This window comes from Haloferax litoreum (assembly GCF_009674605.1).
Classification (GTDB): Archaea; Halobacteriota; Halobacteria; order Halobacteriales; family Haloferacaceae; genus Haloferax; species Haloferax litoreum.
This window is the reverse complement of record NZ_WKJO01000001.1, coordinates 2313045-2333400: the sequence shown is the minus strand read 5'-3', so window position 1 is coordinate 2333400 and position 20356 is coordinate 2313045. Positions and strand designations below refer to the sequence as shown.

Here is a 20356-nt window from a genome sequence, read left to right as displayed (position 1 = left end):
AGCAGAATCGCTATTTTCGTGTCCCAACCATCACGACAAATCATCCACATCGTGCGATTTGGGAGCACGCAATTGGGGAAACATTTATATAGTTTTCGGGCTTACTGATGGTAAGGCCCGTCCCCGCCGGATATTTCTTTCGTCTTCTCACCCTCTACCGGCAGAGACGTGTCGATGCCACCCATAATGAGCGATACCACCACCACCCGAACGTACAGCACCGACGCGAAGGCTCGAGACGTAACGTCGCGCGAGTCCGAGCGAGACGAGCGACAGCGAGAGGAAGAGCAACTCTGTCCCGAGTGCAGTGGCCAACTCGTGCACGACTCCGAACACGGCGAGACCGTCTGCCGTGAGTGTGGTCTCGTCGTCGAGGACACTGTCGTCGACCGCGGCCCGGAGTGGCGCGCGTTCGACTCCGCCGAGCGAGACAGCAAGTCCCGCGTCGGTGCGCCCACCACCAAGATGATGCACGACAAGGGACTGTCGACCAACATCGGCTGGCAGAACAAGGACGCCTACGGAAAGTCCCTGTCGCCGCGTCAGCGTGAGCAGATGCAGCGCCTCCGCACGTGGAACGAGCGCTTCCGCACTCGTGACTCGAAAGAACGCAACCTCAAGCAGGCGCTCGGCGAAATCGACCGCATGGCCTCGGCCCTCGGCCTCCCGGAGAACGTCCGTGAGACCGCTTCAGTCATCTACCGCCGCGCGCTCAACGACGACCTGCTCCCCGGCCGGTCCATCGAGGGCGTCGCCACCGCGTCGCTCTACGCGGCGGCCCGGATGGCCGGAACGCCCCGGTCGCTCGACGAACTAGAGAAAGTCTCTCGCGTCGACAAGATGGAGCTGACCCGGACGTACCGGTACATCGTCCGCGAGCTGAAGCTCGAAATCAAGCCCGCCGACCCCGAGCAGTACGTCCCCCGGTTCGCCAGCGAACTCGGCCTCTCGGACGAGGCGGAGCGACAGGCGCGCCAACTCCTCCGCGGCGCGAAGGAGACCGGAGTTCACTCCGGTAAGTCGCCGGTCGGACTCGCCGCCGCGGCAGTGTACGCTGCTGCCCTCCTCACCAACGAGAAGGTGACGCAAAGCGAGGTGTCGACTGTCGCAGACATCTCAGAAGTCACCATCCGCAACCGCTACAAAGAGCTCCTCGAAGTACAGGACGGAAACCTGTTCGCCTGAGCGCGCTCGGTTGGGTGTGGTAGCCCACGCTGTTTTTTCGTTTCACACTGTCGAGAGCGACTACGCTGTCTCGAATGTGCTAACTCGTGACAAGATTTATCCGCGCTCCCGGAGCATATCTGGGTATGGTCGAAGCGTTCGTCCGGCTCTTGTGCCCCGAATGTGGAAAGGACTGGGAGACTAATCCGACGTCACTTCCGGCTCACCGGGACAACTTCTCGTGTCAATCCTGTGGTGCGACACGGCGCACTGCCGAGTTCATGCGGACAGAGCGCGACTTACAGACGCTCAAGCAGTTCGACTGAAGACGGACGTCCCACCAGAGTGTTTTTTACAGGTCAGGAATCGCAGAGAGTGCACCGCACGCGTCGCACTTCAGCACCTTCGCGCCCTGCTCGGTGACGAAGTGGGTGTCGGGAGACCCACACTCACTGCACAGGACGAACGACTCGACGTACTCGTCGAGGGCCTCGGCGACGCGGCGCTGTTTGAACTCTCCGGTGAACCGGACGCGCCCCTTGTCGTCGATTTGAGCGCTCGTCCCCAGTTCCGACTGGAGAAATTTTTGGAGGTGGTCTGGTTCGCGCGCCAACCGGTCGTGTGTCTCCGCGAAGTTCTCGTAGACGGTGACGTTCCCTTCCTGACGAACTACCGGGTCTGGAACGGTGAATCGGTCGCCACCTTCGGCCACGTCGGGCGCCTCCGAGAGCGCCCGGTCCAGTTGCTCGTCGTAGTCCATACGGCAGTGTACAAATGGCGGCGCCTAAAATACTCACGACCCGTTTCTGGAGCGCGCGCTACATATCGGTATAAAGTCCTCGATAGATTTTCACCCATTTCGAGAAACGAACCCAGAAACATACAACGAATTGAAAGCTGACAAACACGATATTTCGGCTGAGACCCCCATAATCGGGCGTTTAAGAGAGTTGGATGCTAACGTGACTCAAGATAATACTATATCCCTCCGGTTTCAAGCCGTGTTTGCTCATGAAGAAGCAGGAACTCATCCATCTGCACGGCCTGCTCGCCGAAGTACACACTCAGATTGAAGCGTGGGAAGACGAGGAGATCGAACTCTCCGAGTACGACACACTTGGCGTACGACCGACGTCTATCCACAAATCTAAGACTGACCACAAGGCAGCCGTGTTTAAACTGGCAAAAGGAATCACTGGGGCAATGCGCGACGCAGAGCCAGAACCAGTCGCCCCACAAGCCGACTGAACGACGAACAGAGACGCGTTCTCCTCCACGAAATCACAGTTTACGAGCGACGGCCCTCTCCTGCGATGGACGCTCCGCTCTCGCCGCAGGTATCTAAAATCGCGTGTTCGGTACCGAGCAGAAGTGAGTGGTCAGTTAGTGGTCGTCGACCAGGTCGTCGAAGTCCGGGATGAGTTCTTCGTCGGTCCCGTCACCGTCTGTTTTGGTCGCTTCGTCGTCGAGGATTTCGACCGAGAGTACCTTCAGGGGGATGTTTTCGAGACGTTGTCCGATCTCTTTGCGAGCGATGCGCGACGCGTGTTCTTCTTGCTCGACGTTGAACACGGTCATCTCCAGTTCGAGGGCGACGAGGGCCTCGTCTGCTGCGATGAATGCCGGTGGGAGCGTCTCACCGTCGGGACCGGTGCGGGAACCCATGTTGATTTCGACGTACTTCAGGTCGGGGTTGAGCATCTCACCCGTCTTGGAGATGGCGATGCGAATCGCCTCGTCTTCTGTCTCCACGTCGTACACTGGGACCGCGGCCTCGACGACGACTCTGCAGTCCATGGTCAGTGAGAACTTGTGCCGCGAGCGCTATCAACCTTCTTGCCCGGCCAGTGAACGAGGCGGGACGCCCGCCCCACTACGGGCCGCCGGTGTACGTCGCGGGTCGCCCGACTCACTCGCCGCCAGACCGGAGATAGTGGAAGACGTAGGTCTGCGTGTACCCGGCGTATTCGCCGCCCAGACGGTCACGAATTGCCCGTGAGGTGTCGGTGTAGTTGCCGCGGTCACAGTCGGGGAAGTGGTCCTCGATTGCCGAGCGAATCCACGTGTCGAGCGGGACTGCTTCGAGGTAGTCGAGCGAGAACAGGAGGACGCAGTCAGCGACTTTGTCGCCGACGCCGACGAAGTTCGTCAGATAGTCGCGGGCGTCCTCGTAGTCGCGGCCCATCGCCGCTGTGGGCGTGGCCTCGCCCGACGCGACCATCTCGGCCGTTCGTTGGACGTAGGGCGCGCGGTAGCCCAGACCGAGGTCACGAAGGTCGTCTTCCGTGGTGTCGGCGAGGCGTTCTGCCGTCGGATATGCGAAGTAGGTCTCGCCGTCGAACTCGACTCGGTCGCCGTACGTCTCGCGGAGGCGCGCTTGCATCCCGAAGATTCGCGAGACGCGCATCTGCGCCGAACAGATAAACGAGACGAGGCACCCGAACGGCGGGTCGCTGACGAGTCGCATCCCCGGATAGGCGTCGTACGCGCGGCGGACGAGTGGTTCGTCGGGCATCGAATCGACGATTGCGTCCAAGTCGTCGTCGAGGCGGAGCAGGTGCGTTAGAATCGGGACGGCATCGACGCTCGATTCCCACTCCAGCACACCGTCGACCTGTCGGACGCGAACGACGGCCGTCTCGTCGGAGACACCGTCGAGCGGGGGAACGACTGTCTGATACCACGCGTCGCCACCGTGGGCGGCGTCGCGTTCGTACATCCGGCCGTCTGGTCGGTCCCAGAGATACGACTGACCACTCTCGAGTGTCGACTGGAGGTCTAACGCTCCGTCGAGGGTCGTGAGGTCGATGACACCCGTCTCCATCGCTTCCACCTTGGGCGCGAGGGATTTGCGGGTTTCGATGGCGAACGGCCGCGAAGAGACAGCGTAGATGGGTGCCGCGCGTCAACGACTGCGACCGACCGGGAACCCGACGCGGTCTGGGTGTGCTGCGAGGCGCGGGATAATACGCTCATAGAGTCGGTTGCGGGCGCGCTGCGCACCGGTTGGCGGGACGAGGACTCGGAGCTTGAACACGACCCACGACTCCTCTTGGGCGATGTTGACCGACACGCCGTTCGGCGTCTCCAACTCCAGTGGCGACGCGTCCAGACGGGTCTGATACCGTTCCATCGCCGCTCGAATCTCGTCTCCGAGTTCCTCCTCGGCCGCGTCGAGCAACAAGTCTCGAACGAACGGGAGGTCCGTCTCGTAGGAGACCTGAACGGGGACTTCCGTCCAGATTCTGTCGAACAATGCCCCGTGGTTGACGACTTCCGAAGAGAGCACGAGCGAGTTCGGCACCGTGACCGTCCGACCCGACGGTTGGTTCGACGTGAGCGACCCACCCGTCTCCCAGAGCGTCGTGACGAGGAAGTCGACTTCGGCTACGTCGCCCGAGACGTTGGCGATGCTGACGCGGTCACCGATGGCGTAGGGGCGCTTGATGACGACGTAGACCCACCCGATGAGCGAGAGAATCGGTTGTTGGAGGGCGAAGGTGACGGCGAACCCGATGACGCCGAAGGAGACGAGGACGCCCAGCCATTGGTCCGTGAACGCGCCGAGGACGCCGACGAGGGCGACGAGTCCGAGGACGAGTCTGAGGACGTTTCGCAGGTCGTGCGCGCGACGTCTGTCGGAGACGCGCGTGACGAACACGCTCATCACGAACCGGTAGATACCGTAGGTGACGAGTGCGACTCCGACTGCCGACAACCCTTTCGCGAGGAGCACGTCGGCGTTCGGAACTGCGAGGTCCGACAAGGGTGTGGTCGCTCGAACGACGGCCGCGAGAACCGCGGCGAGCAGTCCGGTGACGAATGCACCGAGACCGAGACGGCGAGACATACCGGTTTGGTCGAGTGGATGACGGAAAAAGGTGTACCAGTCACCGACTCAGCGACGCAGGAGGCGGCCGAGGGCGAGGCCCAGACCGATACCGACGGCGAGGACGCCCGCGAGTCGGCGACCGGTTCCGAACCTGACGAAGCGCGTCTCGTCGGGCGTCACTTCGACGACACCGACCGGGGTTGCGTGCACGCCGCCCCCGCCGCCGTACCCTTCGCCACCTTCTTCGCCCGACTCGTCGATTCCCGACCCGCCACCCATCCCGATACCGTAGGCGATGCGAGCAACGGGGACCACCGTCCGTTCGCCAACGGTGATTGGGTCGCCGTAGACGGTTTTGGCGTCAGTTCCGAGAATCGATTCGAGCGGCGACAGCAGTCGTCGCTCGGTCGCTTCGACCTCGATTTCGTGAGCACCGGTGCCCGACGCGTCTTCTGGGGTCATGAGAGACAGTACGCTCGCAGGCGGGATAACAACCGACGTGAGTGGTCAGCGCGGGAGAACGTCGTGTCTCGTGACCTCCGACGCAGCCTCAGTTACGGATGTGCAGGTCCGTCAACTGAGCGAGACGGGTAGCCACGTCGGCGTCGAGGCCCTCGTCGGTGACGCGCCACTCCCAGTTTCCGGTCTGGGTTCCGGGCGTGTTGAAACGGGCGTGCGAGTCGAGGCCGAGAACGTCCTGCATCGTCGTGAAGGCGAGGACCGACGCCGAGTTCCAGACGGCGTCGATGATAGACCAGTGGATGTCCGACCCGTCGGCCCCGATGTTGTAGTGCAGGCAGTCGCGCGTGTGGTCGTCCAGCGACTGATAGTACCCGACGAAGGTGTCTGTATCGTGGGTCGACGTGTAGGCGACGGAGTTCTCGGGGTAGTGCATCGGTTGGTACATGTCACCCTCGCGGCACCAGTCGGCGTACTGCGGGACTCGCATGCCGGGGAAGGCGAACCGGTCGCGAAGGTCCACGAGCGACGGGTCGAGGAAGCCGAGGTCCTCGACGACGAAGGGGAGTTCGCCCAGTTCGCGCTCCACCGTCTCGAAGAAGTCGTGGCCCGGTGCGTCTCGCCACTCGCCGTCTGCAGGGTTGTCGGAGGCGGCGTCGATGGCCCAGTACTCGTCGAAGCCTTTGAAGTGGTCGATGCGGGTCACGTCTACGAGGTCGAAGAGGCGACGGAGGCGGTCCAGCCACCAGCCGTACCCGTCTTCGCGGAGCGTCTCCCAGTCGTACAGCGGGTTGCCCCAGCGCTGTCCATCGTCGTTCGGGTTCGGCGGAACACCGGCGACGACAGCGGGTTCGTGCGACTCCGAGAGGTCGAACGCCTCGGGGGCGGCCCACACGTCGGCGCTGTCGAGGGCGACGTAGATAGGCAGGTCGCCGACGAGGGTGAGACCCTTCTCGTCGGCGTAGTCGGCGAGTTCGTGCCACTGTTCGTCGAAACAGAACTGGACGAACTCACGGTAGCGAATCTCGTCAGCGTGTTCTTCGCGTGCGTGGGCGAGTGCGTCCGGGTCGCGCGTCTTCAACTCCTCGGGCCAGTCTATCCACGCACCCTCGAACTCGTCTTTCAGCGAGGCGAAAAGAGCGTAGTCTTCCAGCCAACTGTCTTCGCGTTCGCAGAAGGCGTCGAAGGCGGCGTGGTCGTCTTCGGAGGCCTCGGCCTCGAAACGCTCGAAGGCCGTGCGAAGCCGTGAGCGCTTGTAGTTGCCGACGCGTTCGTATTCGACGGCGTGGTCGTCGAACTCGGGGACCGGTTCGAGGTCGTCTTCGGTCAACCAGCCGTGTGCGACGAGGTCGGTGAGGTCGATGAACAGCGGATTGCCGGCGAACGACGACGACGACTGGTACGGTGAGTTGGCCATCGCAGGGGAGGTCGGGCCGAGCGGGCAGAACTGCCACATCGACTGGTCTGCGTCGGCGAGGAAGTCGACGAACGCGCGAGCGCCATCGCCGAGGTCACCGATGCCGTGGGGACCCGGCAGCGACGTGATGTGCATGAAGACGCCACTCTGTCGAGAGAATCGCATACCCTCGAATCGGCCTGCAACCCAGTTGGTACTTTGGGTCGGGACAGTAGTTTTCAATTCTGATACCGACACGCACAGTTATTTCAAACGAATTGGCGAATTGACACCTATGTCGCGCTCGCTTGGACTGTCGCTGCGGGGGTTGAAGCCCAAAATCGGCGCCGGGGTCGGTGCTATCGGCGTCGCCGGCGGGTCGGTCGCCGTCTTCTCGTACGTTCAAACGGGCAGCACACAGTTACTGGGCGTGACGCTCGTCGCCACCGTCGTGACGATGGGCGTCATCGGTGCGGCGGCGTTGACGGTGTTCCGCGAAGTCGAGACGTTGCGACAGAAGATGACCGCCATCGAACGTGGCAACCTCGACGTGGACCTCACGACCGACAGAGACGACGAAATCGGTGAGTTGTACGAGTCGTTCGCGGGGATGCGCGACTCACTGCAGGACTCGCTGGACGAAGGAGAGCGACACCGAAAACGCGCTGAGAAATCGACCGCCCGACTCGAACACGTCGCAGCGTCCTACGGCGAGACGATGCAAGCGTGCGCCGACGGTGACCTCACCCGCCGGGTCGATACCGACGTGGAGAGCGAGGCGATGCGCCACGTCGGCGACTCGCTCAACGAGATGCTCGATTCACTCGAACCGACCATCGCCAACGTGAAAGGGTTCGCAGGGACGGTCACCGACGAGAGCAGGACGGTCACTCGACAGTCAGAGACGGTCGAACACCGGAGTCAGGAGGTAAACGAAGACGTTGGTGAAATCGCAGCGGACGCGGCCCGGCAGACCGAACACCTCGACGACATCGTAGCAGGAGTGGCCGACCTCTCGGCTGCCATCGACCGAGTCCGAGACGCGACGGACGTCGCGACGGACACCTCCGCAGAAGTCGCCGCACGAAGCGAACAGGGCCGCGCTGCCGCCACCGAAGGCCTCGACACGTTCGAAGAAATCAGGGACCAGACAGAAGCGGCACTCCACACGGTTTCACGGTTGCAGACGCGCGTAGACGAGATGGACGAAGTAGCGACGACCATCGGCGACGTGGCGAACCAGACGCGACTCCTGGCGCTCAACGCAAACATCGAGGCGGCGCACGCCCGCAGCGGCGATGCCGCCGGGTTCGCCGTCGTCGCTGAGGAGGTCAAATCACTGGCCGACGAGGCGAACGAGAGCGCCGACGAGATACACGAACTCGCGGCGGCAGTCGACGACGAGACGACGAGCTCAGTCGGCGCGATACGCGAACTCGACCACCTCGTCGGCGCAGGCGGCGAGACAGTCGAAGCGGCCCTCGGAACGCTCGACGACATCGCCGTCCACGCGGAGACGATGGACGCCGAAGTACAGGCAATTCGAGACGCCGCCGACGGGCAGACAGCCGCCATCGAGGGCGTCGACGAGCGGACGGAGAAGATTCGTGCCATCGCCGAACAGACACGCGCGAACGCGACTGCCGTCTCGCGTTCTGCAGACGAGCAGACCGACCTCGCGAGTGCAGTGACAGCAGAGGCGAACTCACTCGCCGAAGAGGCGACAGAACTGGAGGCACTCGTGGACGAACTGGAAACGTCCGAGTCGGCGAGACAATCCGTAGACGGAACCGTGTCGGATTCGGTGTCGAGCGTTCGTCACTGAGACGCGGCAGGGAACCGCCAGATTCGGGGGTGCTCCGCGTGAGAATATGCTAGCAGTAACCACGATTTCGGGCGCGTCGGCGCGTCTTTCGTGCCCGTCTCAACAACACTTATTCCCCCCCGTCGATTTCGTGCGCGTATGAGTGAAATCGCTGTCATCCTCCCAGACGGAACGGAACTCTCCGTCGAGGAGGGTGCGACGGTGCGAGACGCCGCGTTCGCAATCGGCCCCGGTCTCGGCAAGGACACCGTTGCCGGCGTCGTCGATGGCGAACTCGTAGACAAGGAGACGCCGCTCGAAGACGGCGCGGACCTCGTCATCGTCACCGACCAGTCCGACGAGTATCTGTCCGTGCTCCGCCACTCGGCGGCCCACGTCTTCGCACAGGCTCTCCAGCGTCTGCACCCCGAGGCAAAACTGACCATCGGCCCGTGGACGGACGAGGGGTTCTACTACGACGTGACGAACGTCGAACTCGAACAGGAGGACCTCGAAGCCATCGAAGACGAGATGCGCGACATCGTCGAGGAGGACCTCGATATCGAACGCGTCCTCGTCGACCGCGAAGAGGCGCTCGAAAAGTACGCCGACAACCCCTACAAGCGCGACATCCTCGAGAACGAGGCCGCTGGTGACGAGGAACTCTCGTTCTACCAGCAAGGCGAGTTCGAGGACCTCTGTAAGGGCCCGCACGTCGAATCGACGGGCGAGATTGGCGCGGTCAAACTCCTCAACATCTCGGCCGCCTACTGGCGCGGCGACGAGGAGAACGACACGCTGACGCGCGTTTACGGGACGGCCTTCGAGTCCGAGTCGGACCTCGAAGACTTCCTCGACATGCGCGAGGAGGCCAAAGAACGCGACCACCGGAAACTCGGACAAGAACTCGACCTGTTCGCCATCGACGAGACGACGGGACCGGGCCTTCCGCTGTACATGCCGAACGGCAAGCGTATCCTCGACGAACTCGCGGACTACGCGAAGCAACTCAACCTCGACGCGGGCTACGACCCCGTGGAGACGCCACACCTCTTCCGCACGGAACTCTGGAAGAAGTCGGGCCACTACGACAACTACGTCGACGACATGTTCCTCCTCGACGTGAACGACGAGGAGTACGGCCTGAAACCGATGAACTGTCCCGGTCACGCGACCATCTTCGACCAGAAGTCGTGGTCGTACCGTGACCTGCCGGTCCGCTACTTCGAAGACGGCAAAGTGTATCGGAAAGAACAGCGCGGCGAACTCTCGGGACTCTCGCGCGTCTGGGCGTTCACCATCGACGACGGCCACCTGTTCGTCCGCCCCGACCAGATTGAAGACGAAATCAACCTCATCATCGAGAACATCCTGAGCGTCTTCGACACGTTCGGTCTCGACGCGGAAGTCGCACTCGCGACGCGCCCCGACAAGAGCGTCGGCAGCGACGAAATCTGGGAACAGGCCGAGACGCAACTGCGCGCCGTCCTCGACGACAGCGGCATCGACTACGGCATCGAGGCCGGCGACGGTGCGTTCTACGGCCCGAAGATAGACTTCGCGTTCAAGGACGCCCTCGGGCGTAAGTGGGACGGTCCGACGGTCCAACTCGACTTCAACATGCCCGACCGCTTCGACCTGACCTACACGGGCGAGGACAACGAGGACCACCAACCAGTCATGATTCACCGAGCGCTCTACGGCAGTTACGAGCGCTTCTTCATGGTCCTCATCGAGCACTTCAACGGCAAGTTCCCGTTCTGGCTCGCCCCCGAACAGGTCCGTATCCTGCCCATCTCGGACGACCAGATTGGCTACGCGAAGAAACTCCAGTACGAACTCGGCGACTTCCGCGTCGACATCGAAGACCGCTCGTGGACGCTGGGTCGGAAGATTCGCGAGGCACAGGAAGACCGTGTTCCGTACATGGTCATCGTCGGCGGCAACGAGGAAGAAGCAGGCACCATCTCCGTGCGTGACCGCAAGGAACGCGAGGCACAGGACGTGAGTGTCGAGGAGTTCCGCGACCACCTCCGCGCCGAATACGACGAAAAGCGCGTCGAACCCGACTTCCTCGACGACCGATAACCCGTCTGTTCGACTCGGTTAGACCGAGACTGTTTTTCGACGTTCGTCGCGTGTCGCCCTGTCGAGTTCGCGTCTGACCGTGTGGCGGAACTCGTCGCCGCGAATCACGTTGGCCAAGACACCGAAGTGTCCACAGTCCCACTCGCGGCGGTTTGGTCGGGGCACGCCCCACTCGTCCAAGAGTGCCCGTGCGGTTTGCGTCGGGGCCATCGTGTCTCGCGTGCCGACGAACGGGAAGACGCGGTCTGGCGAGAGACACGGCGTCTTCGGGGGGTTGAGAAGTGGGGCAAACTCGTGAAGGACGTCGCCGGTCCATCCAGCAGCGTCGAGAGCGTTCTCGATGTCCAGGAGGTCAGAGAGGTCGGACGAAAGGAGCGTCTGGTCTATCGCACCCGGCATGCCGACGGGGAACAGGAGGTCCGGACGCATCGACTCGGGCCAGTCACCGCACCGCCCGCCGACGTGGAGCGCGATTGTCCCGCCGAGGCTGATGCCACCGACACCGACGACAGGGGAGCCTTCGGTTCGCGCCCAATCGACGAGAACGCCGGTTTCGAGCGCCGCCGCCGAGTAGAGCGTGAACAATCCGACTGGTGCACGGGCGATGTATGGTTCGCCGCTATAGTGACCGAGGAGTTCGCGTCGGCCGTGCCACGGCGCGTCGGGGAGGATGACCCGGTACCCCTCGGGTGCGAGCGCACGTGCGAGGTACTCCTCTTCCGGCCAGTAGGCGAGTTGGTCGTCGAACATTCCCCATCCAGAGTGGAAGACAATCGTCGGCAGGTCGCCATCTGCGTCTGCCGGTTCGTACACCCGAGCAGTCGCTTTGTCGCTGAGGTGGGGCGATGGCGACGTAAACCGAAGGAGGAACTCGACCGTCCCCGGCCCACGAACGGTTGCAGAGCGTTCGACGCGGGGGAACTCTTCGGAGGCACGCGATTCCGCGAATCCATAGAGTCGCTCGGGTTCTGCCAGTTCGTGGTGCCAGCGAGTCAGTGCGTCGTCGGGGTTCGGCGTCGAGAACTTCACCGGTGGGACGAGGTGTTCTTTCGCCAGGAACCCGAAGACGTCGCTCGGCTTGGCCCGACGCTGCGAGATTTCTCGCCGGTCGCGTTCGATGGCGACACGTTCGTCCGGGAGGGACTCGTACCCGCCCCAGAACACGCTATTCCACCGCTCCATCGTCTCGTCGTACTCCTCTCGAATCTGCGCGTACTCGGCCAGTGCACGCTCGATTCGGTCGTGGAGGTGGGGGGCAGGCGGTGCGCCAACTTCTCGGAGGTACGCTTCCGGTCCCTCACCGAGAGCCACGTCGGCGGCCGCACGGGCGCGGACGACGCCGAATTCGCGAGGTATCGAGCGCGTCTTGATGGTCTCGAAGACGCGAGATGTGAGCAGTCGCCCGGCGGGAGACGTCATAATCCGATGGACGGCCGGTGTCTGGAGGTAGTCCATAGTCTGTGATACGACTGACACCATATTGACCCTACCCCGGTCTGTCAGTGCGTGGGAATCGGGTGAAATGCGACAGATATACCAAATACAGCTATATGAAATGGGCCGGTAGACGTTACACTGCGGTACCTACGGTTCACGACGTGATACAAGAGAGGGGTCGCGAAGTCAGAGTTGCCGCTGACACTCGGTGACGGACTATGCGAGGCGCTCGGTCAGTTCCACAATCTCAGCGACAGCGTCGTCCGGAACTGGGGTGAGCGGCGGGCGAACCTCGCTCGACGCGATAACGCCACGGTGTTCGAGGCCAACTTTCGCAACCGACGCGAATCCGTACTCCATGCAGTAGCCGAAGAGGTCCGGGAGGGCCGCTTGTTCGCGTCCGAGCGCTGCTTCCGTCTCGCCCGCGAACGCCTCGTCGCGAATCGACGCGAACACCTCGGGGACGACGTTCGAGAGGGCGTTGATGCCGCCGTCACTCCCTGCGTGAACGCCCGAGACGTAGTGCTGGTCGTACCCTTCGAGGAGGGAGAAGTCGTCGTCTGTCACGCGAAGTAGTTCGAGGAAGTAGTCGAAGTCGCCGCTGGAGTCTTTGAGGCCCACGATTCCGTCGTGGTCTGCGAGTGCGGCGACAGTCTCCGGCGCGATAGCCTGTCCGGTACACGCTGGGATGTTGTAGAGGACGAGGGGAAGCGGACTCGACGCAGCGATGGTCTCGAAGAACTGTTGATTTCCTTCGGGGGTGGGTGCAGTGTGGAAGTACGGTTGTGTCAGAAGCACCGCGTCAGCGCCGACGCTGGCGGCGAACTCGATACGGTCAGTGACGGTGGAACTGTCCGTCCCTGCGACGCCGGCGACGACGGGCACTCGGCCGTCAGTGGCCTCGACAGTCGTCTCGACAACCGTTCGGAACTCGTCGGGAGAGAGACTTGCGAACTCGCCCGTCGTTCCGCACGGGACGACACCGTCGATGTCGCGTTCGATGACCCAGTCGACGAGCGCTGTGAGACTCGCCTCGTCTACTGTTCCGTCTTCGAATGGTGTGACGAGCGGACAGAGGACGCCTCGTAGGGTGGATACTGACATATGGTGTACCGTCTCACGGCGGGGTGTTGGTACTTTCTGTGTGCCACTCGGCTGTCAGTCGCGGACGAGCGGCTGTGCTGAATCCTCTGGCATGTGCGGGTGTGAAGGATTACGTACGAAACCGGGGCCAGAATCATCGGACGAGCGAAGAGCGCCCACTCACCACTGCGTCAGCGCGCCCGTCCCGTGCGACCACACGAGGACGCCGAGGAACGCGAGGACCCCAGTGAGAGCGGACGCGCCACCGACGTAGAACACCCACTGCATCCCAACGTCGGCCATGAGGTAGCCACCGAGAAGCGGTGCGACGACGCTTCCCGGACGCCAGAGGAGTTCACGGATGCCGAAACTGCTGGCGACACCCGAACCGCCAGTTCCCTCGTCGGCAAAGAGGGCCATACTGGCGGGTTCCCGAAGGCTATCTGCAATTCCGAGGAGTCCGGCAAAGCCGACGAGTGGGAGGAACGCGGGTGAGAGTGGTCCGAGAACCGGGAACACCGCGGGAAGCGCGAGTGCCTGACCGATTGCAGGCGAGAAGGGGACAGCGAGCGCGACGAGTCCGTAGAGGCCGCCGCCGACGAAGACGAATCGCGCGCGGCCGTACTGGTCGGAGATACGCCCGGTGTACGGTTGGCAGAGCATGTTGGTGAACTTCTCTGCGACGACGGTTGCGGCGACGGCGATGCCGCCGTAGGCGAGTCCACCCGATGCGGCCGACACTCCGGCGTAGATGGGTACCCACGTTCTGACGAGCGTGACGGCGACGGCGTACTGCACGCGGAACGTCGCCATGGTCAGAATTCGCTCGTTGAGCGCGAGATTGGTGAACGGAAAGCCGTGAACTGTCGTCTCGTCCGGCGGGAGGAACACCCAGATGGCGACGGTAGCGATAGTCAGGAGAACCGTGATGACGACGAAGATGGGCGTGAACCCGAACGCGTCGTAGAGGAATCCGGCGCTGAGACTGCCGAGGATAGACGCCGCGAACCGTGCGGCGTTCGCCTTCCCGATGTGATTCGCACGCGTTCCCTCGCGGGCGAGTTCACCGACTAACGCGAGTGACATCAACCCGGCCCCGGTGACGGCGATTCCCTGTGCTGCGCGGGCGACGACGAACGAAAGGCTGGAATCGACGAGCGGGAACATGGCGTAGACGAGCGCACCCAAGCCGACGGTTCCCGCGAGAACGAGGCGTTTGTCGTATCTATCGCCCGCCCACGCGAGCGGGACGACAGCGACGGTCTGCGCAAGCGTGAACCCAGTGGTGTACATCCCGATGACGAACCCTTTCGAGAGGGTGAGACCCCCGAGGACGAGGCCACCGAGTGCGACTTCGGGCAGCACCACCGCCGTCGGGTCGAGTTCGTTGATGTACTTCGGAAGGAGAGTCACGAGCGTGATGAACCCGAATCCACCGGCGAATCGGGTGAGGTACAACGCCCAGAACCTCAGACGGGTGCGGTCCATAGGGAGACTGTGGGCAACCGCCGAAAAGAAGTTCCGAAACGAGGTGCCACTCGGAAAATCCACGATTCGAACGACGGGGGCGGCCTACCGAAGGACTGAATCGCCCTGAATAGCCCACGTTCGGGGAACCGAACGACATAAAGAACCAATCATACGAGGGATTCGATTTTAGCGGCTCCAGTACCATGTGCCAACATGGCACAGCTCGGTGGTGGCCCTGTGGTGGGGGGTGCCGAAACACGGTTAGTGAGAATCGAACGAGAGATGAACGACCACGGTGCGATGACGGTTCGCGTCGTGCAGACAGGTGAACTACGCACGGTGGTCGAGTACGAGTCACCGCGCCTTCGAGACCGACTCGAAGATGCACGGAGAGGGACCGAAATGCCACTTCGTATCGCACCGGCCCCGGGTCGTGGCAACTCGTGGGTCGTCCTGCGAAACTAAGGTCCGAGCAGGATTTTTACGCCGGTGAAGAGGACGCCGAACAGAACGACGAGTACAGTCGCCGCGACGACGTCGGAACCGAACAACACACCGAGGTCAGGTGTGAGCGCGGCGACGAACCGGTCGACACTGAGGTGGTCTCTGACCCCGATAGCGAGTCCGAACACTACCGAGACGAGGAGTGTGATGAAGACGAGCGTAATCTCGGTTCGGTCGCTCTGGTTCATACTGGTGTGCTCTCTGTGGGGCAGGATAAGTTGGTCGGACAGTCTGACCGACAGAAAACTCTCTACCGGAGGAATTAGCTTCGGGAAGGAAGGTAGTGGGCCGGACGCGATTTGAACACGCGACCGTCTGATTAAGAGTCAGACGCTCTGCCTAACTGAGCTACCGGCCCTTGCAATCTCCCGTAACCCGTGGTAGGTAAAATGACTTTCCTTTCTGTACGACGACGACAGGGACGCACACACCCTCCGAGAGGCGGCAAACGGGTGGTGTTAAGTGTCGGCCGACCGGAGTTGCGGGCAACAATGAGTGCAGGGGTCAGTGTCTCTTCGATGTCCACGTATGCGATTCTCGGATGTGGGAGCGTCGGGCACGCCGTGGCCGAGGAACTCGCGGACGAGGGCAAGGATGTCCTCATCCTCGACAAGGACGAGAGTCGCGTTGAAGCCCTGCGCGACCAGGACCTGAACGCGCAGACGACCGATATCGCCGAACCGGAACTCGCCGACGTCGTCGCCGACCGCGACGTGGTCCTCATCCTCTCGTCGGACGTCGAAGCGAACAAGGCCGCCGTGTCGACCATCCGTGAGCGAGAAGACGACAAGTTCGTCGTCGTCCGCGCGTCTGACCCCGTCTCCGAAGACGAACTCACGAAACTTGGTGCCGACGTGGTCATCAACCCCTCCGAGGTCATCGCCGACTCCGCACTCCGAAGCGTCGAGTCCGGCGAACTCGAATACAAAGCCCGACAACTCGCCGATATCCTGCGTGAGACGGACCACGGACTGGCCATCCTCACACACGACAACCCAGACCCCGACTCACTCGCCTCGGCAATCGCGTTACAGGCCATCGCCCTCGAGTACGACATCGAAGCCGACATCCTCTACTCGGGCGACATGGGCCACCAGGAGAACCGGGCGTTCGTGAACATCCTCGGCATCGAACTCACGCCGCGGTCGGACGCGAAACCACTCGAAGAGTACGGTGCCGTCGCCCTCGTCGACCACATGAAGTCCGGGATGCCGGACCTCGGCGACGCCGAGATTACGGTGTTCATCGACCACTTCGAACCCGACGAGGGTATCGACGCGCGTTTCACCGACATTCGCCCGAACGTCTCGTCGACGTCGACTATCCTCACGAAGTACATCCAAGAGTTCGACCTCAGCCCCTCGAAAGCGGTCGCGACGGCGCTCCTGTACGGCATCCGTGCCGAGACGCTCGACTTCAAGCGCGACACGACGCCCGCAGACTTGACCGCTGCGGCGTACCTCTACCCGTTCGCGGACCACGACACACTGGAGAAAGTCGAGTCGCCGTCCATGTCACCCGAGACGTTGGACGTGCTCGCCGAAGCCATCCAGAATCGGGAGGTACAGGGGTCCCACCTCGTCTCGAACGCAGGGTTCATCCGTGACCGAGACGCCCTGACGCAGGCGGCCCAACACCTGCTGAATTTGGAAGGTATCACCACCACGGCCGTCTTCGGCATCGCCGACGACACCATCTACCTCGCTGCTCGCTCGAAGGACATCCGGATGAACATCGGGAAGATTCTGAGCGACGCCTTCACGGGTATCGGCGAAGCCGGTGGCCACTCCACGCAGGGCTCTGTCGAGATTCCGCTCGGCATCTTCACCGGTATCGAGTCGAGCGACGACAACCGCGATACGCTCTTGCAACTGACTGAAGAAGCGGTAAAGCGCAAGCTCTTCCGTGCAATGGGAGTGGAGAGCGGCGAGAGCGGAAACGGGAGTTAGAACCTACGCGAGAAGCGACTCTTCGTCTTCTTCGGGGTTCTTCAGGCGCTCGATGACGTCGTTGATGAGGATGACGTCGCCGACTGCACGAACCCACCGGTACGGAATGAGTACGCCCTTGCCAGGCTCGATTTGATTCCGGAACAGTTCGTTGTTCAGCGCCGTCAGCGCGAGTCCAGTGACCGTCTCGTGGTCTAAGTCGAGGCGGACGTCTTCGACTTCGCCGACGAACACGCCGTTGTTCGAGTAGACCTCACGGCCTACGAGCGTCGTAATCTCTTCGGGCGTCCCGTCCATATCCGCCAAATTGGGATGCCGGGTCTTAATAGTTCGTAGCCCACCGGTCACGTCGCAGACACGTGGCTGACGGGCGTCGGACAACGGCGAAAACTGGCAGGTGAGGGGACCTACCGTCGCGGCGCGACGAGTTCGACCGGATGGCGAGACGGTCTGCGCAACAGCGAGTCGAGTTGTTCGAGACAGGACGTCCCGCTCGCGACGACGGTTCGGTCGCGCGTCTCGTCCGTCTGGAACTGCTCTCGCAGTTCGGACCCGACGTCCATGCTCAGTTCGTAGTATTCGGATTTGTAGCCGAACGACCCGGCCATCCCACAGCACTCCACGTCGGACGTGGCCACGTCGTACCCGAGGTCCGAGAGGACGGCTTCGGTGTGGCCTTCGAGGCCGAGAGTTCGCTGCTGACAGTGACTGTGATAGGCGACTTCCGCTCCGTCGACCGTCTGTAGCGCGTCGGCAGGTGCACCGTTTTCGAGCAGTCCAAAGATGTACTCCATCACCTCGTAACTGTTCTCCGAGAGACGCTGGAACGACTTCTCGGGGAGGAACTTCTCGTACTCGCTGTCGAACATCGCGAGGTCCGAAGGTTCGATGACGACGATGTCTCTCCCCTCGTCGATATACTCGGCGAGGCCGGCGTACACGTCGTGCGCGTGGTCTTCGGCCGTGGCAATCATCCCTTGCGAGAGCGGTGCCCGACCCGACGAGCGAACGTCGGGGACGACGACGTCGACACCGAGTGCTTCGAGTGCGCGAACCGCGGCCTTCCCGCGTTCGACTTGTACGTGGTTCGTGTACACGTCCGGGTAGAGGACGGCAGTTCGCGTCGCGTCCTGCACGCGGGAGTCCCGCGCGTCGAACCAGTCTTTCAGTGTCTCGCGCTGGAACGACGGGAGTTCACGCCGCGCGTCGATTCCGAGGAAGCGCTCCATGAGGTCACGCGAGACAGACGATTGGGCGGCCCAGTTGGAGACTGGGGCGAAGAGACTACCGACCTTCGCGGCCGTCTCGAAGTTGCCGAAGAAGCGCTTCTGGAGGCTGACACCGCCGGGTTCTTCGTCGGGCGTGAGGCCCTCGACGAGCCAATCGACTTCCGACACGTCGCCGCGGTTGACCCGGTCGCGGACGACCGTGTTTATCCACGGGATGTCGATGTTGACCGGGCAGGCAGTCGTACAGCGGCTACACCCGGTACAGAGGTCGTTGAACTCGGCGGCCGAGTCGAGGCCTTCGACGCCTGCTTCCCACCCGGTCCCGATGCCACCGGAGTACGTCTCGCCGCCGAAGGCGTGACCGCCGACGTGCTGGAAGTTGGCGCAGACGTTCGAACACGCCGAACACCGGATGCAGTAGAGCGTCTCGCGCAACTGCTCGTCGTCGCGCATGTCGAGTCGACCGTTGTCGATGAGGACGAGGTGGAAGTCGCGGTCGGTCTCGGTTTCGGTGATGGGGGTGTCGGGGTCGTCGAAATCGACCGTCGGGGACTCGACGGGTGGCGTGAGAAGCGAGATGTAGGAGGTGATGTCCTGTCCGGTTCCCGACTTGCCGATGAGTTCGATGAACGGTTGGAGGTCTTCGACGGTCGGGACGACTTTCTCGACACCGGCGACGGCGACGTGTGTATCCGGCACGACGGCCGTCTTACGCGCGTTGCCCTCGGAGGTGACGAGCGCCATCGTCCCCGTGTCGGCGGTGATGAAGTTCGCACCAGTCATTCCCACGTCGGCACCTTCGATGAGTTCGCCGAGTTGCTCGCGGGCGAACATGGTGAGTTCTTCCGCCGTCTCCAGCGGTTCCGCGGGTTCGAACGTCTCGTTGAACAGGTCGGCGATGGCCTCGCGCGACTTGTGGATGGCGGGCGCGACGATGTGCGACGGTGTCTCGTCGGCGACTTGGAGTACCCACTCGCCGAGGTCCGTCTCCACGACGTCCACGTCTGCCGCTTCGAGTTCGTCGTTGACCTCTATCTCCTCGGAAGTCATCGACTTCGACTTGACGACTCGTTCGGCCTCCTCGTCTTCGCAGACCTCACGGATGTAGCGGTTCGCGTCGGCGGCGTCGTCGGCGATGTACATCGTCCCGCCGTTTTCCTCGATGGTCTCGCGGAGTCGGCCGAGGAGTTCGGGGAGTCGCTCGATGGCGTCTTCTTTTATCTCTCGTGCCTCGGCTTTCAGGCCCTCGTAGTCGTCGAGCGTCTGGACGGAGTCGTAGCGCCCCTGATTGAACCCGCGGGTACTCGTTCCGACGGCGTCGCCTTCCGTCTCCATCAACTGGCGAATCTTCGCCGCCTTCGCCTCGCGCGCCTTACTCATCGAGAATCACCACGTGGACGTCTTTGGGGCCGTGCGCACCCTTCACGAGTGCACCCATGTCGGCGGTCGCACTCGGTCCGGTGGCGATAATGGCCGAATCGTGCCCGGTTCGGAACTCCTCGCCCAGCCATTCGAACGCCTCGGGCATTCCCGAGACGATGTCCGATTCGCGGAGGACGGCGACGTGGAGGTCACCGAACAGACTCACGGGTTCGACGCCGTCGGGCGTGCCCTGCACGACGACGCTCCCGTAGTCCGCGATGCCGATTCCCGCCGCCGTGATTCCGGCGTTCGCGTCCCGGAGGTCGGCAGGTGTCGGGTCAGTGTTCACCCACGACGGCAGTTCCACACCGTCGTAAGGGAGTTCGACGCCGACGGCAGGGTCGTCACAGACCTCACGGAGGACTGTAGCCACCTCTCCCGGCGACGCGTGTGTCCAGCCTACTTCGAGTCGTTCGAGTGAGTCCTCGAACGTCGCAACCGTGCCGGTTGACATATTCACGGCTTACGTGTTCTGCATAATCGTTCTTCGGGTTCCTACAGCCCTGATACGGTTAATGA

Annotated in this window: 20 protein-coding genes and 1 tRNA gene; 7 read left to right on the top strand and 14 right to left on the bottom strand. The window is 62.6% G+C overall.

Translation table 11 applies throughout. The features are described from left to right. Positions 1–186 precede the first annotated feature (186 nt). Entirely contained in the window at positions 187–1185 is a 999-nt protein-coding gene (locus tag GJR96_RS12010; RefSeq protein WP_151163132.1) for a transcription initiation factor IIB, read from the top strand. A 125-nt stretch (positions 1186–1310) separates the two neighbouring features. Then, complete coding sequence (locus tag GJR96_RS12005) at positions 1311–1490, top strand: DUF7836 family putative zinc-binding protein (protein WP_082682085.1); 180 nt, start codon at positions 1311–1313, stop codon at positions 1488–1490. 26 nt (positions 1491–1516) lie between these two features. Here GJR96_RS12005 and GJR96_RS12000 read toward each other — a convergent pair whose 3' ends face one another. Further along, on the bottom strand, positions 1517–1924 hold the full coding sequence (locus GJR96_RS12000; RefSeq protein ID WP_151163131.1) for a translation initiation factor IF-2 subunit beta: 408 nt from the start codon (positions 1922–1924) through the stop codon (positions 1517–1519). A gap of 251 nt (positions 1925–2175) precedes the next feature. On the opposite strand from GJR96_RS12000, the gene GJR96_RS11995 reads away from it, so the two are divergent. Further along, positions 2176–2412, top strand: a complete 237-nt coding sequence (locus GJR96_RS11995) for a UPF0058 family protein (protein WP_058570713.1) — start codon at positions 2176–2178, stop codon at positions 2410–2412. A 135-nt stretch (positions 2413–2547) separates the two neighbouring features. Here GJR96_RS11995 and GJR96_RS11990 read toward each other — a convergent pair whose 3' ends face one another. The 5 genes from GJR96_RS11990 to malQ form a co-directional block, all read right to left on the bottom strand. Beyond that, positions 2548–2961 (bottom strand): DUF555 domain-containing protein, encoded by a 414-nt coding sequence (locus GJR96_RS11990; protein WP_151163130.1) that lies wholly within the window; start codon positions 2959–2961, stop codon positions 2548–2550. Positions 2962–3073: 112 nt separating this feature from the next. Further along, entirely contained in the window at positions 3074–3988 is a 915-nt protein-coding gene (locus tag GJR96_RS11985; RefSeq protein ID WP_151163129.1) for a DNA-3-methyladenine glycosylase family protein, read from the bottom strand. A gap of 81 nt (positions 3989–4069) precedes the next feature. Beyond that, positions 4070–5014 (bottom strand): mechanosensitive ion channel family protein, encoded by a 945-nt coding sequence (locus GJR96_RS11980; RefSeq protein WP_151163128.1) that lies wholly within the window; start codon positions 5012–5014, stop codon positions 4070–4072. A 48-nt stretch (positions 5015–5062) separates the two neighbouring features. After that, positions 5063–5458: a spore germination protein GerW family protein gene (locus tag GJR96_RS11975; RefSeq protein ID WP_151163127.1), complete on the bottom strand. Its 396-nt coding sequence runs from the start codon at positions 5456–5458 to the stop codon at positions 5063–5065. A gap of 88 nt (positions 5459–5546) precedes the next feature. Continuing rightward, positions 5547–7037: a 4-alpha-glucanotransferase gene (gene malQ / locus GJR96_RS11970; protein ID WP_151163126.1), complete on the bottom strand. Its 1491-nt coding sequence runs from the start codon at positions 7035–7037 to the stop codon at positions 5547–5549. A gap of 109 nt (positions 7038–7146) precedes the next feature. On the opposite strand from malQ, the gene GJR96_RS11965 reads away from it, so the two are divergent. Together GJR96_RS11965 and thrS are read left to right on the top strand one after the other, a co-directional pair. After that, positions 7147–8676 carry a methyl-accepting chemotaxis protein gene (locus GJR96_RS11965; protein ID WP_191965856.1) on the top strand — a complete coding sequence of 510 codons (1530 nt, stop codon included), beginning with the start codon at positions 7147–7149 and terminating at the stop codon, positions 8674–8676. Positions 8677–8814: 138 nt separating this feature from the next. Next, positions 8815–10743: a threonine--tRNA ligase gene (gene thrS / locus GJR96_RS11960; protein WP_151163124.1), complete on the top strand. Its 1929-nt coding sequence runs from the start codon at positions 8815–8817 to the stop codon at positions 10741–10743. An 18-nt stretch (positions 10744–10761) separates the two neighbouring features. Here thrS and GJR96_RS11955 read toward each other — a convergent pair whose 3' ends face one another. The 3 genes from GJR96_RS11955 to GJR96_RS11945 all read right to left on the bottom strand — a co-directional run bounded on the left by GJR96_RS11955 (position 10762) and on the right by GJR96_RS11945 (position 14751). Then, positions 10762–12198: an alpha/beta hydrolase gene (locus GJR96_RS11955; protein WP_151163123.1), complete on the bottom strand. Its 1437-nt coding sequence runs from the start codon at positions 12196–12198 to the stop codon at positions 10762–10764. Positions 12199–12396: 198 nt separating this feature from the next. Beyond that, positions 12397–13284 (bottom strand): dihydrodipicolinate synthase family protein, encoded by an 888-nt coding sequence (locus GJR96_RS11950; RefSeq protein WP_151163122.1) that lies wholly within the window; start codon positions 13282–13284, stop codon positions 12397–12399. 159 nt (positions 13285–13443) lie between these two features. Continuing rightward, the gene (locus GJR96_RS11945; protein ID WP_151163121.1) at positions 13444–14751 is read right to left on the bottom strand and encodes an MFS transporter; all 1308 of its coding nucleotides are present in this window, start codon (positions 14749–14751) and stop codon (positions 13444–13446) included. 195 nt (positions 14752–14946) lie between these two features. Here GJR96_RS11945 and GJR96_RS11940 point away from each other — a divergent pair, with 195 nt between their 5' ends. Continuing rightward, on the top strand, positions 14947–15198 hold the full coding sequence (locus GJR96_RS11940) for a hypothetical protein (RefSeq protein WP_151163120.1): 252 nt from the start codon (positions 14947–14949) through the stop codon (positions 15196–15198). Here the strand turns inward: GJR96_RS11940 and GJR96_RS11935 are convergent. Then, positions 15195–15425 carry a hypothetical protein gene (locus GJR96_RS11935; RefSeq protein WP_151163119.1) on the bottom strand — a complete coding sequence of 77 codons (231 nt, stop codon included), beginning with the start codon at positions 15423–15425 and terminating at the stop codon, positions 15195–15197. The genes GJR96_RS11940 and GJR96_RS11935 overlap by 4 nt on opposite strands. A gap of 96 nt (positions 15426–15521) precedes the next feature. Continuing rightward, positions 15522–15595: transfer RNA gene (locus GJR96_RS11930), tRNA-Lys, on the bottom strand. 133 nt (positions 15596–15728) lie between these two features. Between GJR96_RS11930 and GJR96_RS11925 the strand changes: the two genes are divergently transcribed. Further along, positions 15729–17186, top strand: a complete 1458-nt coding sequence (locus GJR96_RS11925) for a DHH family phosphoesterase (protein ID WP_151163118.1) — start codon at positions 15729–15731, stop codon at positions 17184–17186. Between the two features lie 3 nt (positions 17187–17189). Here the strand turns inward: GJR96_RS11925 and GJR96_RS11920 are convergent, their stop codons facing one another. The 3 genes from GJR96_RS11920 to GJR96_RS11910 all read right to left on the bottom strand — a co-directional run bounded on the left by GJR96_RS11920 (position 17190) and on the right by GJR96_RS11910 (position 20291). Further along, positions 17190–17483: a PRC-barrel domain-containing protein gene (locus tag GJR96_RS11920; RefSeq protein WP_058570725.1), complete on the bottom strand. Its 294-nt coding sequence runs from the start codon at positions 17481–17483 to the stop codon at positions 17190–17192. Positions 17484–17593: 110 nt separating this feature from the next. Continuing rightward, the gene (locus GJR96_RS11915) at positions 17594–19795 is read right to left on the bottom strand and encodes an LUD domain-containing protein (RefSeq protein WP_151163117.1); all 2202 of its coding nucleotides are present in this window, start codon (positions 19793–19795) and stop codon (positions 17594–17596) included. Continuing rightward, positions 19788–20291 carry an LUD domain-containing protein gene (locus GJR96_RS11910; RefSeq protein WP_151163116.1) on the bottom strand — a complete coding sequence of 168 codons (504 nt, stop codon included), beginning with the start codon at positions 20289–20291 and terminating at the stop codon, positions 19788–19790. The genes GJR96_RS11915 and GJR96_RS11910 overlap by 8 nt, the downstream gene beginning before the upstream one ends. Positions 20292–20356: the final 65 nt, after the last annotated feature.

Excerpts from the sequence above, each read along its gene's own strand:
- GJR96_RS11950 (WP_151163122.1), bottom strand. The coding sequence starts at position 13,284 with ATGTCAGTATCCACCCTACGAGGCGTCCTCTGTCCGCTCGTCACACCA.
- GJR96_RS11980 (WP_151163128.1), bottom strand. The coding sequence starts at position 5,014 with ATGTCTCGCCGTCTCGGTCTCGGTGCATTCGTCACCGGACTGCTCGCC.
- GJR96_RS12005 (WP_082682085.1), top strand. The coding sequence starts at position 1,311 with ATGGTCGAAGCGTTCGTCCGGCTCTTGTGCCCCGAATGTGGAAAGGAC.
- GJR96_RS11925 (WP_151163118.1), top strand. The coding sequence starts at position 15,729 with ATGAGTGCAGGGGTCAGTGTCTCTTCGATGTCCACGTATGCGATTCTC.
- GJR96_RS11990 (WP_151163130.1), bottom strand. The coding sequence starts at position 2,961 with ATGGACTGCAGAGTCGTCGTCGAGGCCGCGGTCCCAGTGTACGACGTG.
- malQ (WP_151163126.1), bottom strand. The coding sequence starts at position 7,037 with ATGCGATTCTCTCGACAGAGTGGCGTCTTCATGCACATCACGTCGCTG.
- GJR96_RS11985 (WP_151163129.1), bottom strand. The coding sequence starts at position 3,988 with ATGGAGACGGGTGTCATCGACCTCACGACCCTCGACGGAGCGTTAGAC.
- GJR96_RS12010 (WP_151163132.1), top strand. The coding sequence starts at position 187 with ATGAGCGATACCACCACCACCCGAACGTACAGCACCGACGCGAAGGCT.
- GJR96_RS11940 (WP_151163120.1), top strand. The coding sequence starts at position 14,947 with ATGGCACAGCTCGGTGGTGGCCCTGTGGTGGGGGGTGCCGAAACACGG.
- GJR96_RS11915 (WP_151163117.1), bottom strand. The coding sequence starts at position 19,795 with ATGAGTAAGGCGCGCGAGGCGAAGGCGGCGAAGATTCGCCAGTTGATG.
- GJR96_RS11920 (WP_058570725.1), bottom strand. The coding sequence starts at position 17,483 with ATGGACGGGACGCCCGAAGAGATTACGACGCTCGTAGGCCGTGAGGTC.
- GJR96_RS11935 (WP_151163119.1), bottom strand. The coding sequence starts at position 15,425 with ATGAACCAGAGCGACCGAACCGAGATTACGCTCGTCTTCATCACACTC.
- GJR96_RS11910 (WP_151163116.1), bottom strand. The coding sequence starts at position 20,291 with ATGTCAACCGGCACGGTTGCGACGTTCGAGGACTCACTCGAACGACTC.
- GJR96_RS11945 (WP_151163121.1), bottom strand. The coding sequence starts at position 14,751 with ATGGACCGCACCCGTCTGAGGTTCTGGGCGTTGTACCTCACCCGATTC.
- GJR96_RS11955 (WP_151163123.1), bottom strand. The coding sequence starts at position 12,198 with ATGGACTACCTCCAGACACCGGCCGTCCATCGGATTATGACGTCTCCC.
- GJR96_RS12000 (WP_151163131.1), bottom strand. The coding sequence starts at position 1,924 with ATGGACTACGACGAGCAACTGGACCGGGCGCTCTCGGAGGCGCCCGAC.
- GJR96_RS11975 (WP_151163127.1), bottom strand. The coding sequence starts at position 5,458 with ATGACCCCAGAAGACGCGTCGGGCACCGGTGCTCACGAAATCGAGGTC.
- thrS (WP_151163124.1), top strand. The coding sequence starts at position 8,815 with ATGAGTGAAATCGCTGTCATCCTCCCAGACGGAACGGAACTCTCCGTC.
- GJR96_RS11995 (WP_058570713.1), top strand. The coding sequence starts at position 2,176 with ATGAAGAAGCAGGAACTCATCCATCTGCACGGCCTGCTCGCCGAAGTA.
- GJR96_RS11965 (WP_191965856.1), top strand. The coding sequence starts at position 7,147 with ATGTCGCGCTCGCTTGGACTGTCGCTGCGGGGGTTGAAGCCCAAAATC.